Source organism: Agromyces tardus (assembly GCF_003710805.1).
Classification (GTDB): domain Bacteria; phylum Actinomycetota; class Actinomycetes; order Actinomycetales; family Microbacteriaceae; genus Agromyces; species Agromyces tardus.
Map to the genome: position 1 here is coordinate 1 of NZ_RHHB01000018.1, position 13,656 is coordinate 13,656.

The window sequence follows — 13,656 nt, forward strand, 5'->3', positions numbered from 1 at the left end:
GCCGCCGAGCCCGCCAGGGCCGCCGGCGCCGCCGACCCCGCCAGGCCCGCCTGCGCCGCCGGCTCCGCCCGGGCCGCCCATCGCCCCGGCAACCGACCTCGCCACCCCCACCACCGATTCGGAAGGAGCGGCCTGATGGACGCCGTCGCCCTCACCACCATCACCGTGCTGGCGGTGTTCGTGGGCTTCGAGGTGGTCTCGAAGGTCTCGAGCACGCTGCACACGCCCCTGATGTCGGGCGCCAACGCGATCCACGGCATCATCCTCATCGGCGCGATCATCGTCGCGGGCCAGGCGTCGGATGCCGCGACCCTCATCGTCGCGCTCATCGCCGTCGTGCTCGCCACCGCCAACCTGGTGGGCGGCTTCGTCGTGACCGACCGCATGCTGGAGATGTTCCGCGGTCGCCGGCCCGCGGCATCCGGAACCGCCGTCGCGGGGGCCGCGACCGACCAGAAGAAGGAGAACGGTCGATGACCCTGCTCGATCCCACCTGGACCGCGCTGCTCTACCTCGTCGCCGCCGTCTGCTTCATCCTCGCGCTCAAGGGCCTCAGCTCGCCGCGCACGGCGCGACGCGGCAACCTCATCGGCGCGGCCGGTGCGCTCATCGCCGTGGTCACCGTGTTCCTCTCGACGAAGCTCGACAACATCCCGTGGATCCTCGCGGCCATCGCGATCGGCGCGGCGATCGCGGCCCCCGTCGCACGGCGCGTGCAGATGACGCAGATGCCGCAGCTCGTGGCGCTCTTCAACGGCGTGGGCGGCGGCGCGGCCGCGCTCGTGGCGCTGCTCGAGCTCGACCTGGCCGAGGAGTCGTGGGTGCGCGTGGCCATCGTGTTCACGCTGCTCATCGGCGCCGTGTCCTTCGCGGGATCCCTCGTGACGTTCGCGAAACTGCAGGAGCTGATGACCACGCGCCCGGTGCTGTTCCCGGGCCTGCCGGTGCTCATGGGCGCCGCGATCCTCGCCTCGGTCGGGTCGGCCATCGCGGTCGTCTTCACGGGCGAGCTGTGGATCGCGGTGCTGCTCATCGTGCTCGGCCTCCTGACGGGCGTGCTGCTCGTGCTGCCGGTCGGCGGCGCCGACGTGCCCATCGTGATCTCGCTGCTCAACGCATTCACGGGACTCGCGGTCGCGGCGTCGGGTCTCGTGCTCGGCAACGTGCTGCTCGTCGTGGCGGGCACCCTCGTGGGTGCGAGCGGAACGATCCTGACCAGGGCGATGGCGCAGGCGATGGGACGCAGCGTCACCGGCATCCTGTTCGGTGCGTTCCGCGGCGGGTCGACGGCGGGGTCGACCGTGGCATCCGACCGCCCGGTGCGCTCCTCGAGCGCCGAGGACGTCGCGGTGCTGCTCGGGTACGCCCAGAAGGTGATCATCGTGCCGGGCTACGGCCTCGCGGTCGCACAGGGACAGCACACCGTCGCCGAGCTGCAGCACGCCCTCGAGGCGCGTGGCATCGAGGTCGAATTCGCGATCCACCCGGTCGCGGGCCGCATGCCCGGCCACATGAACGTGCTGCTCGCCGAGGCGAACGTGCCCTACGAGTCGCTCAAGGAGATGAGCGAGATCAACCCCGAGTTCAAGACCGCGGATGTCGCGCTCGTCGTGGGTGCGAACGACGTGGTGAATCCCGCGGCGAAGTCGTCGCCCGGCTCGCCGATCTACGGCATGCCGATCCTCGAGGTGGCCGACGCCCGCCAGGTCGTGTTCCTCAAGCGCTCGATGCGACCTGGGTTCGCCGGCATCGAGAACGAGCTGCTGTTCGAGCCGCAGACGACGCTGCTCTTCGGCGACGCGAAGGACTCGCTCACGAAGGTACTCGGCGCCGTGAAGGCGCTGTAACCGGGTTCTCGGGTCTCCAGGGCGGCGGATGCAGCGGCAGTGCGCCGCGGCATCCGCCGCCGCTGCTCGACCTGATGGGTTCGATCGAGCGAGCGCGTCGAGGCGGTGCCGGTCGAGCGCCCCGGCGCGGCTTCACAGGAACGCGGCGCGTAGGATTGAGCGGAACCCCCGATGTGAAAGAGGTCGCCCGTGGCCGACGCCCGCGATGCTGCGCCCGAGCGAGCCGGTTACTGGCTCGTCCCGGTGCTGCGCGGCGTGCTCGCCCTCATCCCCGCTGCCGTGATCACCTTCTCGCCGAACCACTCCCCCGCGTTCGGCCTGGCCGTGTTCGGCGTCTGGGCGCTCGTGTCGGGACTCGTCACGGGCGCGCTGGCGCTGCGACGCACGAGCGAGGCCACCATCCGGGCGATCTTCGGCGCGAACGCCGTCACGACCGTGATCGCCGGCATCCTCGCGCTCACCGTCGCGCCGAGCCTCGCGCTGTTCACGTACCTCGTGAGCGTCTGGGCGGCCATCACGGGCATCGCCGAGCTCATCGCCGGGCTCCGCTCCCGGGGCCGCACCGCCGCCGCCCGCGACTGGATGACCGCCGGCGTGCTCACCGCACTGCTCGCGCTCGTCTTCCTGCTCTTCCCGCTCGACCCGGTGACGGCCGTGGGCTTCCTCGGAGCGTACTTCGTGGTGCTCGGCGTGTTCCTCGTGATCGGCGGATTCTCGTTGAAGTGGGCCGAACGCCCGGCCACGGCCGGCGGCGCGGCGACCGGATCGGAGCACTCGTGACCAAGAACCCCGACGGCGACTACCGCCCCAGCCGGCGTGAGGTGCTGCGGCCCGTCGAGTACGTCGGCGGCGCGGCGATCGCAGCCGTGTTCACCTCGGTCGTCGTGCTCATCGTGACCCGCGAGTGGAACCTCGCCCTCATCACGGCCGGCGGCGTCTTCATCGTGGTGCTCGTCGTGCTCGCGCTGCTCGCCATGGCCGTGAAGCCCAACGCGTCCGAGACCGCCGAGCTGCACGACGACGGCACGAACCCTCCCCCGCCGCCCTCGCACGGCTGAGCGGACCGCCCGCCCCTCCTGAGGGGGCGAGCTGACGGGCGAGCGGATGCCGCGTCGCGGCCGGATGCCGCACGGCCCGGGTCAGCCCAGGCGGTCGACGAGCTCCGACGCGATGCCGGTGTAGCTCGCGGGAGTCAACGCCAGCAGGCGCTGCTTCGCGGCATCCCCGATCTCGAGGCCCTCGACGAAGGCAGCGAGGTCGGCCGCGCCGACGCGCTTGCCGCGCGTGAGCTCCTTGAGCAGCGCGTACGGGTCGGCGATCGTCGAGCGCCCTGCGGCGACCTCGGCGCGGATGACGGTCTGGATCGCCTCGCCGAGCACCTCCCAGTTGCCGTCGAGGTCGGCGAGCAGCAGCCCGCGGTCGAGGTCGATCTCGCCGAGGCCGCGCTGGATGTTGTCGAGCGCGAGGAGCGAGTGGCCGAAGCCCACGCCGATGTTGCGCTGCGCGCTCGAGTCGGTGAGGTCGCGCTGCAGGCGGCTCGTGACGAGCGTCGCCGCGAGGGAGTCGAGCACGGCGCTCGAGAGCTCGAGGTTCGCCTCCGCGTTCTCGAAGCGGATCGGGTTGACCTTGTGCGGCATCGTCGACGAGCCCGTGGCACCGGCCTGCGGGATCTGGCGGAAGTAGCCGAGCGAGATGTAGGTCCAGATGTCGGTCGCGAGGTTGTGCAGCACGCGGTTCGCGTGCGAGATCTTGCCGTAGAGCTCGGCCTGCCAGTCGTGCGACTCGATCTGCGTCGTGAGCGGGTTCCAGGTCAGCCCGAGCGACTCGACGAACTCGCGTGAGACGTCGGGCCACGTCACATCCGGAGCCGCGACCACGTGCGCCGAGAACGTGCCGGTGGCGCCCGAGAACTTGCCGAGGTACTCGGCGGCCTCGACCTGCTTCGCGATGCGCTCGAGGCGGAACACGAAGACCGCGAGCTCCTTGCCCATGGTCGACGGCGTCGCCGGCTGGCCGTGCGTGCGCGAGAGCATCGCCGCGTCGCGGTGCTCGCGGGCGAGGGCGGCGAGGGTGTCGATGACGGTGCGGTACTTCGGGAGCCAGACCTGCTGCACCGCGTCGCGCACGGTCACGGCGTAGGAGAGGTTGTTGATGTCCTCGCTCGTGCACGCGAAGTGCGTGAGCTCGGCGAGGTGGTCCAGGCCGAGGTCGTCGAGCCGGCGCCGCACGTAGTACTCGACGGCTTTCACGTCGTGGCGGGTGGTGGCCTCGAGCGACGCGAGCTCGTCGATGTCGGACTGGCCGAACTCGGCGACCACCCGGCGCAGTGCCGCCTTCTGGTGGTCGGAGAGCGGCTCGGTGCCGAAGAAGCGGCGGTCGGTCTGCGCGATGAGCCACTCGACCTCGACGTGCACGCGAGCGCGGTTGAGGCCCGCCTCCGAGAGGTGCTCGCCGAGCTCGCCGACCGCTGAGCGGTACCGTCCGTCGAGGGGGCTGAGCGGCTGGGGAGGCAGCGAAGTCATCGGATTCCTTGTCTGAGTGCGGGGGCGAGCTGGCGGAAGAGCGCCGAGGTCGACCGCTCTATCATCCCAAGAACTCGATCGAAGGTCTCCGCATCGCTGTAGTAGGGGTCGGGAACGTCCTGGATCGGGGCGAGCTCGCTGTCGAACTCGAGCAGCAGGCGCACCTTGTGCTGGTCGTGCGCGCTGCGTGCCCAGTTCCGCAGGATGCGGGACTGCCCGCGGTCGAACGCGACCACCAGGTCGAGCGCGGGGAAGTCCCCGGGGTCGAACTGACGGGCACGATGCTGGCTGCCGTCGTAGCCGGCCCGGGCGAGCGCCTCGATGGTGCGCTGGTCGGCCTGCTCGCCCACATGCCAGTCGCCCGTCGCCGCGGATTCGATCGCGATGCGGTCCTCGAGTCCGGCGCGCTCGGCGAGGGAGCGCAGCACCACCTCCGCCATGGGCGATCGGCAGATGTTGCCGGTGCACACGAACGACACTCGGAAGGGCTGCGCCGCGTCCCCTGCGGGCTGCGCGCGCGTCATGCCTCTTATTGTGGTGGCAACGGTGCGCTTCGCACAGGGCGGAAGCGCCGACCGGTACGCAATGTTCACATGAGCCGCTCGCATGAGGTGGGGGTCGCGATGCCGACAGACGCGCCCGACGCCGACGTGGAGGTCGACGCGGCCCTCGTGGCCCGGCTCGTGACGGCGCAGCATCCGGCGTTCGCGGGTGCTGTCGAGCTCGTTGCGAACGGGTGGGACAACGCGATCTTCCGGCTCGGCGAGCGGCATGCGGTGCGGATGCCGCGGCGCGCGATCGGCGACCGGCTCGTCCGGTCCGAGCAGCGCTGGCTGCCGGTCATGGCCGCGGCGCTTCCCGACGGGGTGCGGGCACCGGTGCCCGTCGTCGTGGGCGAGCCCGGCGAGGGCTACCCGTATCGGTGGAGCATCACGCCGTGGTTCGAGGGCGTGGTCGCGGCATCCGTGGACCCGCCGGAACGGAGCGGGGCGGCGCTCGCGCTCGCCGACGTCGTCGTCGCGATGGGCAGGCCGGCGCCGTCGGACGCGCCCGAGAACCCGTTCCGCGGGGTGCCGCTCGCCGAGCGCGACGAGGTCGTGGCCGAGCGGCTCGCGTCGGGCCGGCTCGAGGCCGTGCTGCCGGCGACGGATGCCGCTGCGCTCGCCACGGTCTGGCGCGACGCGCTCGACGCGCCGCCGTGGGCGGGGCCGCCGCTCTGGGTGCACGGCGACCTGCACCCGGGGAACCTCCTGCTCGAGGCCGACCCGGCGGGCGAACTGCGGCTCGCCGCCGTGCTCGACTTCGGCGACCTCACCTCGGGCGATCCCGCGACCGACCTCGCGACCCCCTGGCTCACGTTCGACGGGCGCGGGCGCGCGGCGTTCCGCGCCCGGGTGGCCTCGCTGCGGCCGACGGATGCGTCGGACTGGGCGCGTGCCCGTGGCTGGGCGCTCGCCGTGGGCAGCGCCATCGTCGACACGATCGGCGTCGAAGGGCCGATCGGTCGCATCGGCGCGCACGCGCTGGAGCAGGTGCTCGCAGACTGATCCCCGGTCGCGAACGCTGTTCTCCCGGGCGATCGGGCGCCACTCCTCCTCCCCCGCGCGCCGCGCGAGATGGACTGCACCGAGCGCGGTTGCCGGAGGGCGGGGCGCTACACCAGCCGCGAGCATCGGTGCCATGCTCTCCCCCGATTCCCCGGCGCCACCGACCGGTACGGCGGTCGTGCTGCCCGGCGCACCGCTCGACGAGCACGCCATCGACCTCCTGCGTGAGCAGCTCGCCGCGCTCGACCGCCTGCGCATCGGCGTGCTCGACGAGCTGCCGGCGCTCGCGCCGCCCGACGTCATCCGCGAATGGCGGTCGAGCGCGGCCGATCGCTGCTCGGAGCGGATCCGGGAGCTCAATGCCGACGCGCACTGGATCGGCGAGCACCTCCACGACGCGGCACTCGCGCTGCGGCATCGCATCGACGAGGTCGAGGCGCAGTTGGCGGAGCGGCGCGCGGCCGCGGCGCTCGCGGCCGCTTCCGTCGCCACCCCGCCGTCCGAGGGGTGGCGATGGACGACCGGCTGATCCTCGCGGGCGGCGGGTCGACGGCCGTCGCGGTCGACGAGCTCTTCGTCGAGGTCGCGCGACTCCACCGGCTCGCCGCCGCTGCTCGCGACTGGGGCCGCCGGCTCGCGTCGATCACGTCGAGCCTGCAGGCGCTCGGACTCACGTCCTCGTCGGCGGGCTTCCTGCCCTCGCGATTCGACGCGAGTGCGGTCGACGCCGGTCTCGGCGGCGCCGCCTCCGCGATCACCCGCTCGATCCGGTTGGCGGAGCGTCTGGGGCACGACCTCATGAGTTCGGCGGAGCGCTACGGCCGGGCCGAGCGCGAGGCGGTGGAGCGCTGGCGGTTCCTCGTCGGCGCCGCGGCATGGGCGGTCGGCGCGGCCCCGCTGTATGCGGCGGCGACCGCGGCGACGATCGCCGGAGCCACGTGGCTCGCGGCGGAGACCAATGCCGTGCCCCGCGTCGATCGCATCGACTGGAGACCCGTCTTCTCGTCGCCGGAGTTCGTCTCGCTCGTGCGGGCGCTCGCGGACTCACCCGATGAGCTCGCGGCGGGCGGCGCGCACGTGCCGCTCGCCGAGTCGCTGCGCGCCGGCGACGGACTCGGCGCGCCGAGCGCCGCCGCCGTACTCCTCGCGGCGGCCGCGATGATCGCCGGTACGGGTCGCAGCGCCGGTGCCGTGGGCACCGCCGGAGCCGGCCCCGTGCTCGTCGAGCGGGACCTCGGCATCGTCCAGGCGCGCACGGTGCACCCGCAGCCGGGCGCGCCGCTGCCGACGGCGCCTCGCGGGGTCGCGGAGCTCGCGGCCCGCATCCCCTCGCCCGAACCGGGCGCGCCCCAGGTGCGGGTCGAGCGGTACGGCGAGGGCGCCGACGCGAGGTACATCGCGTACGTCACCGGCACGGTCACGTTCGACGTGCACGCCGGATCCGAGCCGTTCGACATGACCTCGAACCTGCACGGCGTCGCCGATGACGCCCCCGCCGCGAACGTGCCCCCGGCCGCCATGGAGCGTGCGGTCAGGCTGGCGCTCGCCGAGGCCGGCGCGGGCACCTCCAGCCCCGTGCTCGTGGCGGCCTACTCCGGGGGCGGCATCGCGGCGGCGCAGCTGGCCGCGGCATCCGACCTCAACGTGGTCGGCGCGGTCACGTTCGGCAGCCCGACGGCCTCGGCTCCGCCGAGCGACGGCGTGCCGGTGCTCGCGTTCGAGCACGCCGAGGATCCGGTACCGGCGACCGGCGGCGCCGGAGCACCGTCGCCGGATCGACTCGTCGTCGCTCGCGCCGCCCTCGACGGCGCCGTGATCGCGCCTGATGACGTGCTGCCCGGCCATGCACTGTCGCGCTACCGCGAGACCGCCCGCCTCGTCGACGCCTCCGAGGAGGCGCGGCTCGTGGCCTTCCGGCAGACCGTCGCCGGATTCGCCGAGGGCGGCGCCACCGAGGTCACGTCGTTCCGGTTCGGTCGCGAGGCGTCGGCCGACTGACCGGGGTCAGTCCCGGGGACGCACCACGATGCCGATGAGCCAGCTGATGAGTCCGAGCACGATCGCCCCGAGCACGCCCCACCAGAAGCTCTCGACCTCGAGCCCGAACCCGAGGAGGCCGCTGATCCAGTCGACGAGCAGGAGCAGCAGTCCGTTCACGATGAACGAGATGAGCCCGAGCGTGAGCACGTACAGCGGGAAGCCGACGATGCGCACGAACGTGCCGACGGTCGCGTTCACGATGCCGAAGATCGCGGCGACGAGCAAGTAGGTGAGGATCGTGGCGAGCTGGGTGTCCTCGTACGGCACCACCCGCACGCCCGAGACGATGAACGTCGTGAGCCACAGGGCGAGTGCCGAGACGATGACCTTGACGAGGAAGCGCATCCCCCCACTCTGGCAGCGGAGCCCGTGGCGGCAAAGGGGTACGGTGGAATCCGTGACCGCACCGGAGCCCACGGGCGCGCGGGTTCGCCTGCGTGCCGAGATCGCCGCCCTTCCGCCGTACCGACAGGGGCGCCCGGCGCCCGCCGACGGCTTCAAGCTGTCGAGCAACGAGAACCCGTTCGATCCCCTGCCGTCGGTGCAGGCTGCGATCGCGGCGGCGGCGACCGAGGTCAACCGCTACCCGGATGCCACGGCGCTGCGTCTGCGCGAGCGCCTCGCCGAGCGCTTCGGCGTCTCGCCCGACGAGGTCATCGTGGGCGCCGGATCGGTGTCCCTCCTCGCGCAGTTCATCCTCGCCGCGGCCGGCCCCGGCGACGAGGTGGTCTACGCCTGGCGCTCGTTCGAGGCCTACCCCGGACTCGTGACGGTCTCGGGCGCGACGAGCGTCCAGGTCCCGAATCGCGCCGACCACGGACACGACCTCGACGCGATGGCCGACGCGATCACCGACCGCACGCGGGCCGTGATCGTCTGCTCGCCCAACAACCCCACGGGTGTCGCCGTCACGGCGGACGAGTTCGAGCGCTTCATGGCGCGCGTGCCGAGCGACGTGCTCGTGCTGCTCGACGAGGCCTACGCGGAGTTCGTGCGCGACGAGGCATCCGTCGACGGCAGCACCCTGATCGGGCGGTACCCGAACCTGGTCGTCCTGCGCACCTTCTCGAAGGCCTACGGGCTCGCGGGCGTGCGCATCGGGTACGCGATCGGGCCCGTCGAGATCCTCGACGCCGCGCGAGCCACTGCCATCCCGCTCGGCGTCACGGGCGTCGCCACGGCCGGCGCGCTCGCCGCCCTCGAGGCCGATGCCGAGGTCGAGCTCCTCCGGCGGGTCGACGCGCTGGCCGAGCAGCGCACCCGGTTCCGGGCCGCCCTCCTCGAGCAGGGGTGGGCCGTTCCCGACGCGCAGGGCAACTTCGTCTGGCTGCCGACGGGCGAGCGCACGGCGGCCGTCGCGGACCGCCTCTTCGACGCCGGGTTCGTCACCCGCGCGTTCCCGCCCGACGGCATCCGCATCTCCGTGGGTGAGGCGGAGTCTGTCGACACGCTCCTAAGGGTTCTCGAAGAGCTTGTGGAGCCGTCACAAGAAGGGCACTCCGCCTAGCGGGTAGCGTGGAACGGTGGCCGCCCCCTCGAGAGACTTCACCGCGCCGACGCTCCAGCTGCTGACGCCCGACGGCGAGCTGCGCCCGACCCCCGAGGCCGAGGCGTATCTGCCGCTCGTCGAGGCGCTGTCCGACGAGACACTCGAGCAGTTCTACCGCGACATGCTCATCTCGCGTCGCGTCGACGTCACCGGCGCCAACCTGCAGCGCCAGGGCCAGCTCGCGCTCTGGGTCCCGAGCCACGGCCAGGAGGCGGCCCAGGTCGGCTCGGGCCGTGCCAGCCGCCCGCAGGACCACATCTTCCCCTCCTACCGCGAGCACGTCGTCGGCATGATCCGCGGCCTCGACCCCGTGAAGATCATGAACCTGCTGCGCGGCGTCACCCTCGGCGGCTGGGATCCGGCAGAGAACGGCAACTTCCACCTCTACACGCTCGTGCTCGCGTCGCAGACGCTGCACGCCACGGGCTACGCGATGGGCCTCCAGTTCGACGGCGACACCGCCACGGGCGACCCCGACACGGATGCCGCGGTGCTCGTGTACTTCGGCGACGGCTCCACCTCGCAGGGCGACGCCAGCGAGGCGCTCGTCTTCGCGTCGAGCTATCGGACGCCGCAGGTCTTCTTCGTGCAGAACAACCAGTGGGCGATCTCGGTGCCCGTCTCACGGCAGTCGCGCTCCCCCATCTCGCTCCGCGGCGGCGGATTCGGCATGCCCGGCATCCGCATCGACGGCAACGACGTGCTCGTGAGCTACGCGGTCACGCGCCAGGCGCTCGAGGAGGCCCGCGCCGGCGACGGCCCGAGCTTCATCGAGGCGGTCACCTACCGCATGGGCGCGCACACCACCGCCGACGATCCCACGAAGTACCGCACCGACGACGAGGTCGAGTACTGGCGGCAGCGCGATCCCATCACCAGGTACCGCGCGTGGCTGGAGGCTCGCGGGGCATCCGCCGCCTTCTTCGAGGAGGCCGAGGCCGAGGCGACCGATGTCGCGGCCGACGTGCGCGCCCGCCTGCTCGACGCCACGGCGCCGCCGCGCAGCGCGATCTTCGAGCACGTGTACAGCGAGCCGCATCCGCTCGTCGAGGCCCAGGCCGCCTGGCTCGAGGCGTACGAGAACTCGTTCGAGGGAGAAGGCCAGTGAGCGTCGAGACCGTTCCGAGCGCGACCGCGACCACCGGCACGGATGCCACGGCCGACGCGGTGCGCGGCGTGCAGACCCTCTCGATGGCGAAGGCCATCAACGCGGGCCTGCGCGAGGCGCTGCTGGCCGACCCCAAGGTCCTGCTGATGGGCGAGGACATCGGCCCGCTCGGCGGCGTCTTCCGCGTCACCGAGGGGCTCCACGCCGAGTTCGGCGACAAGCGCGTGCTCGACACCCCGCTCGCCGAGTCCGGCATCGTCGGCACGGCGATCGGCCTGGCCATGCGGGGCTACCGCCCGGTGGTGGAGATCCAGTTCGACGGCTTCATCTTCCCGGCGTTCGACCAGATCACCACGCAGCTCGCCCGCGTGCACCTCCGCAGTGAGGGCACCGTGCCCATGCCGGTCGTCATCCGCGTGCCCTACGGCGGGCATATCGGATCGATCGAGCACCACCAGGAGAGCCCCGAAGCGTACTTCGCGCACACTCCGGGCCTGCGCGTCGTGAGCCCGTCGTCGCCGCACGACGCGTACTGGATGATCCAGGAGGCGATCGCCTCGAACGACCCGGTGCTCTTCTTCGAGCCGAAGAGCCGCTACTGGCCCAAGGGGCCGGTGGACCAGGACCACCCCGGCACCCCCTTGCACGCGAGCCGGGTCGTGCGCCGCGGCACCGACGCGACGCTCGTCGGCCACGGCGCCATGGTCGCCACCCTGCTGCAGGCCGCCGACATCGCCGCCGGCGAGGGCCGCAGCCTCGAGGTCGTCGACCTGCGTTCCCTCTCCCCCATCGACTACGGGCCGATCGTCGACTCGGTGCAGCGCACCGGCCGGCTCATCGTGGCCCAGGAGGCCTACGGCTCGGTGAGCGTCGGCTCCGAGGTCGCCGCCACCGTGGCCGAGCGGGCGTTCTACTCGCTCGAGGCGCCCGTGCTGCGGGTGTCGGCGTTCGACACGCCCTTCCCGCCGGCCGCACTCGAGACCGAATACCTCCCGAGCGCCGACCGTGTGCTCGAGGCCGTCGACCGCGCCCTGGCGTACTGAAGCACCCGAGGAGAGCGATGACCGAGATCCGGTTCCCACTGCCCGACGTCGGAGAGGGACTCACCGAGGCGGAGATCGTGCAGTGGCGCGTGGCGCCCGGTGACCGCATCGCCCTCGACCAGGTGTTCGTCGAGATCGAGACGGCCAAGTCGCTCGTCGAGCTGCCGAGCGCCTACGAGGGCGTCGTCTCCGAGCTCCTCGTCGAGGAGGGCAATACGGTCGACGTGGGCACGCCCATCCTCGTGATCCAGACGGATGCCGCGAGCGGCATGAATACCGCGACCACTCCCCCGGCGGCGACGCCCGCCACGCAGGCTGCCTCGGATGCCGCCTCCATGGTGGCCGACACGGTCGCGTCGATCGCGCCCGACGAGGGCGGTGCCGTGCTCGTGGGCCATGGCAGCTCCGGACCGGCGAACAGCCGTCGCCGGCGTCACCCATCGCCCGGTGGCGCGCACGAGCATCTGGCGGCACCGGCACCGGCACCGGCACCGGCTCCCGCGCCCGTCGTGGCCCCCACGGCGTCGGCGCCGCGGCCAGCGGGGAGCGCCGTCGCAGCGCCCGACACCGCGCGCCGTGCCGCGCCGGAGCGGGTCGACGACGGCATGCCCGTCATCGCCAAGCCGCCCATCCGCAAGCTCGCGAAGGACCTCGGCGTCGATCTCTCGCGGGTCACCCCCACCGGTCCGATCGGCGACGTCACGCGCGACGACGTGATCCGCGAGGCCAGCCAGGCGAGCGTGTTCCGCAACATCCAGACGCCCGAGGTGCCGTCGGATCGGGAGACCCGCATCCCCGTCAAGGGCGTGCGCAAGGCGATCGCGCAGACGATGGTGCAGAGTGCATACTCCGCGCCGCATGTATCGGTGTTCGTCGACGTCGACGCCACCCGCACGATGGAGTTCGTGAAGCGACTCAAGGCGTCGCCCGACTTCGCGGGCGTGAAGGTGTCGCCGCTGCTGATCATGGCGAAGGCCATGATCTGGGCCGTGCGTCGCAACCCGAGCGTCAACGCGCAGTGGACCGACGACGAGATCATCATCAAGCACTACGTGAACCTCGGCGTCGCGGCGGCGACGCCGCGCGGCCTGATCGTGCCGAACGTCAAGGAGGCGCAGGCCATGTCGATGGTCGAGCTGGCCACCGCGCTCGAGCAGCTCACGCTGACCGCCCGCGACGGCAAGACCCAGCCCGCCGAGATGCAGGCCGGCACCATCACCATCACGAACATCGGCGTCTTCGGCATGGACACGGGCACGCCCATCCTCAACACCGACGAGGTCGCGATCGTCGCGCTCGGCACGATCAAGCAGAAGCCCTGGGTGGTCGACGGCGAGGTGCGTCCGCGCTACGTGACGACGATCGGCGCCTCGTTCGACCACCGGGTCGTCGACGGCGACGTGGCCAGCCGCTTCCTCGCGGATGTCGCGGCGATCATCGAGGAGCCGGCGCTGCTACTGGAGTAGGAGAACCGCAGGTCAGAGGCGGATCTCGTAGACGACCGCGTCGGCGGTGCGGGAGACCTCGGCCATGCCGGCGCCCTCGAGCACGCGACGTGCGGGGAGGTTCGCGACCTCGGCGGCGGCACGAGCGATCGCGGCGCCGCTCGAGCGGAGCAGCGCGAGCGTCTCGCCCACCACGTGGGTGGCCAGGCGCTGTCCGCGCACCGCGGGCACGAGCCCGAAGTCGAACTCGACCGCGCCGCGGTCGTCGGGCGGCCCGAACAGGTTGACTCCCCCGATCGCGGGGCCGTCGGGGCCGCGGCGCACCAGGTACGGGCCGAAGGGCGCGGGGTCGCCCACGTCGCGCACCGCACGCACGAACTCGGCGAGGAGTTCGGGCTCCTCGGTGAACGCGTAGCCGCCCTCCCAGCCGTCGACCGGGTCGACCTCGCCTGCGAGCATGCGCTCGGCGTCGGCAACGGTGAACGGCGTGAGGGCGAGTTGGAGCGTCGGTGAATCCACGTGCTTCATGGTGTCATCCCCCGCCGACGTTCGAGG

Annotated in this window: 15 protein-coding genes; 11 read left to right on the forward strand and 4 right to left on the reverse strand. The window is 72.3% G+C overall.

What is annotated here, in order from left to right; genetic code table 11:
- The first annotated feature begins 135 nt into the window (after positions 1–135).
- The 4 genes from EDM22_RS10445 (at position 136) to EDM22_RS10460 (ending at position 2,905) form a co-directional block, all read left to right on the forward strand.
- Positions 136–477 carry an NAD(P) transhydrogenase subunit alpha part 2 gene (locus EDM22_RS10445; RefSeq protein ID WP_122936997.1) on the forward strand — a complete coding sequence of 114 codons (342 nt, stop codon included), beginning with the start codon at positions 136–138 and terminating at the stop codon, positions 475–477.
- Positions 474–1,847, forward strand: coding sequence for an NAD(P)(+) transhydrogenase (Re/Si-specific) subunit beta (locus EDM22_RS10450; protein ID WP_122936998.1), 1,374 nt, complete (start codon positions 474–476; stop codon positions 1,845–1,847). Before EDM22_RS10445 ends, EDM22_RS10450 begins: the two co-directional genes overlap by 4 nt.
- Positions 1,848–2,036: 189 nt before the next feature.
- Entirely contained in the window at positions 2,037–2,627 is a 591-nt protein-coding gene (locus EDM22_RS10455; RefSeq protein ID WP_122936999.1) for a DUF308 domain-containing protein, read from the forward strand.
- Positions 2,624–2,905, forward strand: a complete 282-nt coding sequence (locus EDM22_RS10460) for an ABC transporter ATP-binding protein (protein WP_212591936.1) — start codon at positions 2,624–2,626, stop codon at positions 2,903–2,905. Before EDM22_RS10455 ends, EDM22_RS10460 begins: the two co-directional genes overlap by 4 nt.
- Before the next feature lie 81 nt (positions 2,906–2,986).
- Here EDM22_RS10460 and purB read toward each other — a convergent pair whose 3' ends face one another.
- Positions 2,987–4,369 carry an adenylosuccinate lyase gene (gene purB, locus EDM22_RS10465; RefSeq protein WP_122937000.1) on the reverse strand — a complete coding sequence of 461 codons (1,383 nt, stop codon included), beginning with the start codon at positions 4,367–4,369 and terminating at the stop codon, positions 2,987–2,989.
- Positions 4,366–4,893, reverse strand: coding sequence for a low molecular weight protein-tyrosine-phosphatase (locus EDM22_RS10470; protein ID WP_122937001.1), 528 nt, complete (start codon positions 4,891–4,893; stop codon positions 4,366–4,368). The genes purB and EDM22_RS10470 overlap by 4 nt, the downstream gene beginning before the upstream one ends.
- 69 nt (positions 4,894–4,962) lie before the next feature.
- Here EDM22_RS10470 and EDM22_RS10475 point away from each other — a divergent pair, with 69 nt between their 5' ends.
- From EDM22_RS10475 to EDM22_RS10485, 3 genes are all read left to right on the forward strand, one after another.
- A complete protein-coding gene (locus EDM22_RS10475; RefSeq protein ID WP_122937002.1) occupies positions 4,963–5,916 on the forward strand; it encodes an aminoglycoside phosphotransferase family protein in 954 nt (317 codons plus the stop codon).
- Between the two features lie 133 nt (positions 5,917–6,049).
- Complete coding sequence (locus tag EDM22_RS10480; RefSeq protein ID WP_138708065.1) at positions 6,050–6,445, forward strand: hypothetical protein; 396 nt, start codon at positions 6,050–6,052, stop codon at positions 6,443–6,445.
- Positions 6,430–7,914 carry a hypothetical protein gene (locus EDM22_RS10485; RefSeq protein ID WP_122937004.1) on the forward strand — a complete coding sequence of 495 codons (1,485 nt, stop codon included), beginning with the start codon at positions 6,430–6,432 and terminating at the stop codon, positions 7,912–7,914. The genes EDM22_RS10480 and EDM22_RS10485 overlap by 16 nt, the downstream gene beginning before the upstream one ends.
- Before the next feature lie 6 nt (positions 7,915–7,920).
- Here EDM22_RS10485 and EDM22_RS10490 read toward each other — a convergent pair whose 3' ends face one another.
- Entirely contained in the window at positions 7,921–8,301 is a 381-nt protein-coding gene (locus EDM22_RS10490; protein ID WP_122937005.1) for a phage holin family protein, read from the reverse strand.
- 52 nt (positions 8,302–8,353) lie between these two features.
- Here EDM22_RS10490 and EDM22_RS10495 point away from each other — a divergent pair, with 52 nt between their 5' ends.
- From EDM22_RS10495 to EDM22_RS10510, 4 genes are all read left to right on the forward strand, one after another.
- Positions 8,354–9,463 carry a histidinol-phosphate transaminase gene (locus tag EDM22_RS10495; RefSeq protein WP_245989319.1) on the forward strand — a complete coding sequence of 370 codons (1,110 nt, stop codon included), beginning with the start codon at positions 8,354–8,356 and terminating at the stop codon, positions 9,461–9,463.
- A gap of 16 nt (positions 9,464–9,479) precedes the next feature.
- A complete protein-coding gene (locus EDM22_RS10500) occupies positions 9,480–10,613 on the forward strand; it encodes a thiamine pyrophosphate-dependent dehydrogenase E1 component subunit alpha (protein WP_122937007.1) in 1,134 nt (377 codons plus the stop codon).
- An 83-nt stretch (positions 10,614–10,696) separates the two neighbouring features.
- Positions 10,697–11,656 (forward strand): alpha-ketoacid dehydrogenase subunit beta, encoded by a 960-nt coding sequence (locus tag EDM22_RS10505; RefSeq protein WP_122937047.1) that lies wholly within the window; start codon positions 10,697–10,699, stop codon positions 11,654–11,656.
- Positions 11,657–11,673: 17 nt separating this feature from the next.
- On the forward strand, positions 11,674–13,122 hold the full coding sequence (locus EDM22_RS10510) for a dihydrolipoamide acetyltransferase family protein (RefSeq protein ID WP_122937008.1): 1,449 nt from the start codon (positions 11,674–11,676) through the stop codon (positions 13,120–13,122).
- A 12-nt stretch (positions 13,123–13,134) separates the two neighbouring features.
- Here the strand turns inward: EDM22_RS10510 and EDM22_RS10515 are convergent, their stop codons facing one another.
- Positions 13,135–13,620: a GNAT family N-acetyltransferase gene (locus EDM22_RS10515; RefSeq protein ID WP_170964087.1), complete on the reverse strand. Its 486-nt coding sequence runs from the start codon at positions 13,618–13,620 to the stop codon at positions 13,135–13,137.
- Positions 13,621–13,656 lie beyond the last annotated feature (36 nt).

Coding starts and splice junctions, on each gene's coding strand:
- EDM22_RS10445 (WP_122936997.1), top strand. CDS start 136: ATGGACGCCGTCGCCCTCACCACCATCACCGTGCTGGCGGTGTTCGTG.
- EDM22_RS10450 (WP_122936998.1), top strand. CDS start 474: ATGACCCTGCTCGATCCCACCTGGACCGCGCTGCTCTACCTCGTCGCC.
- purB (WP_122937000.1), bottom strand. CDS start 4,369: ATGACTTCGCTGCCTCCCCAGCCGCTCAGCCCCCTCGACGGACGGTAC.
- EDM22_RS10470 (WP_122937001.1), bottom strand. CDS start 4,893: ATGACGCGCGCGCAGCCCGCAGGGGACGCGGCGCAGCCCTTCCGAGTG.
- EDM22_RS10475 (WP_122937002.1), top strand. CDS start 4,963: ATGAGCCGCTCGCATGAGGTGGGGGTCGCGATGCCGACAGACGCGCCC.
- EDM22_RS10480 (WP_138708065.1), top strand. CDS start 6,050: ATGCTCTCCCCCGATTCCCCGGCGCCACCGACCGGTACGGCGGTCGTG.
- EDM22_RS10485 (WP_122937004.1), top strand. CDS start 6,430: ATGGACGACCGGCTGATCCTCGCGGGCGGCGGGTCGACGGCCGTCGCG.
- EDM22_RS10490 (WP_122937005.1), bottom strand. CDS start 8,301: ATGCGCTTCCTCGTCAAGGTCATCGTCTCGGCACTCGCCCTGTGGCTC.
- EDM22_RS10505 (WP_122937047.1), top strand. CDS start 10,697: ATGGCGAAGGCCATCAACGCGGGCCTGCGCGAGGCGCTGCTGGCCGAC.
- EDM22_RS10510 (WP_122937008.1), top strand. CDS start 11,674: ATGACCGAGATCCGGTTCCCACTGCCCGACGTCGGAGAGGGACTCACC.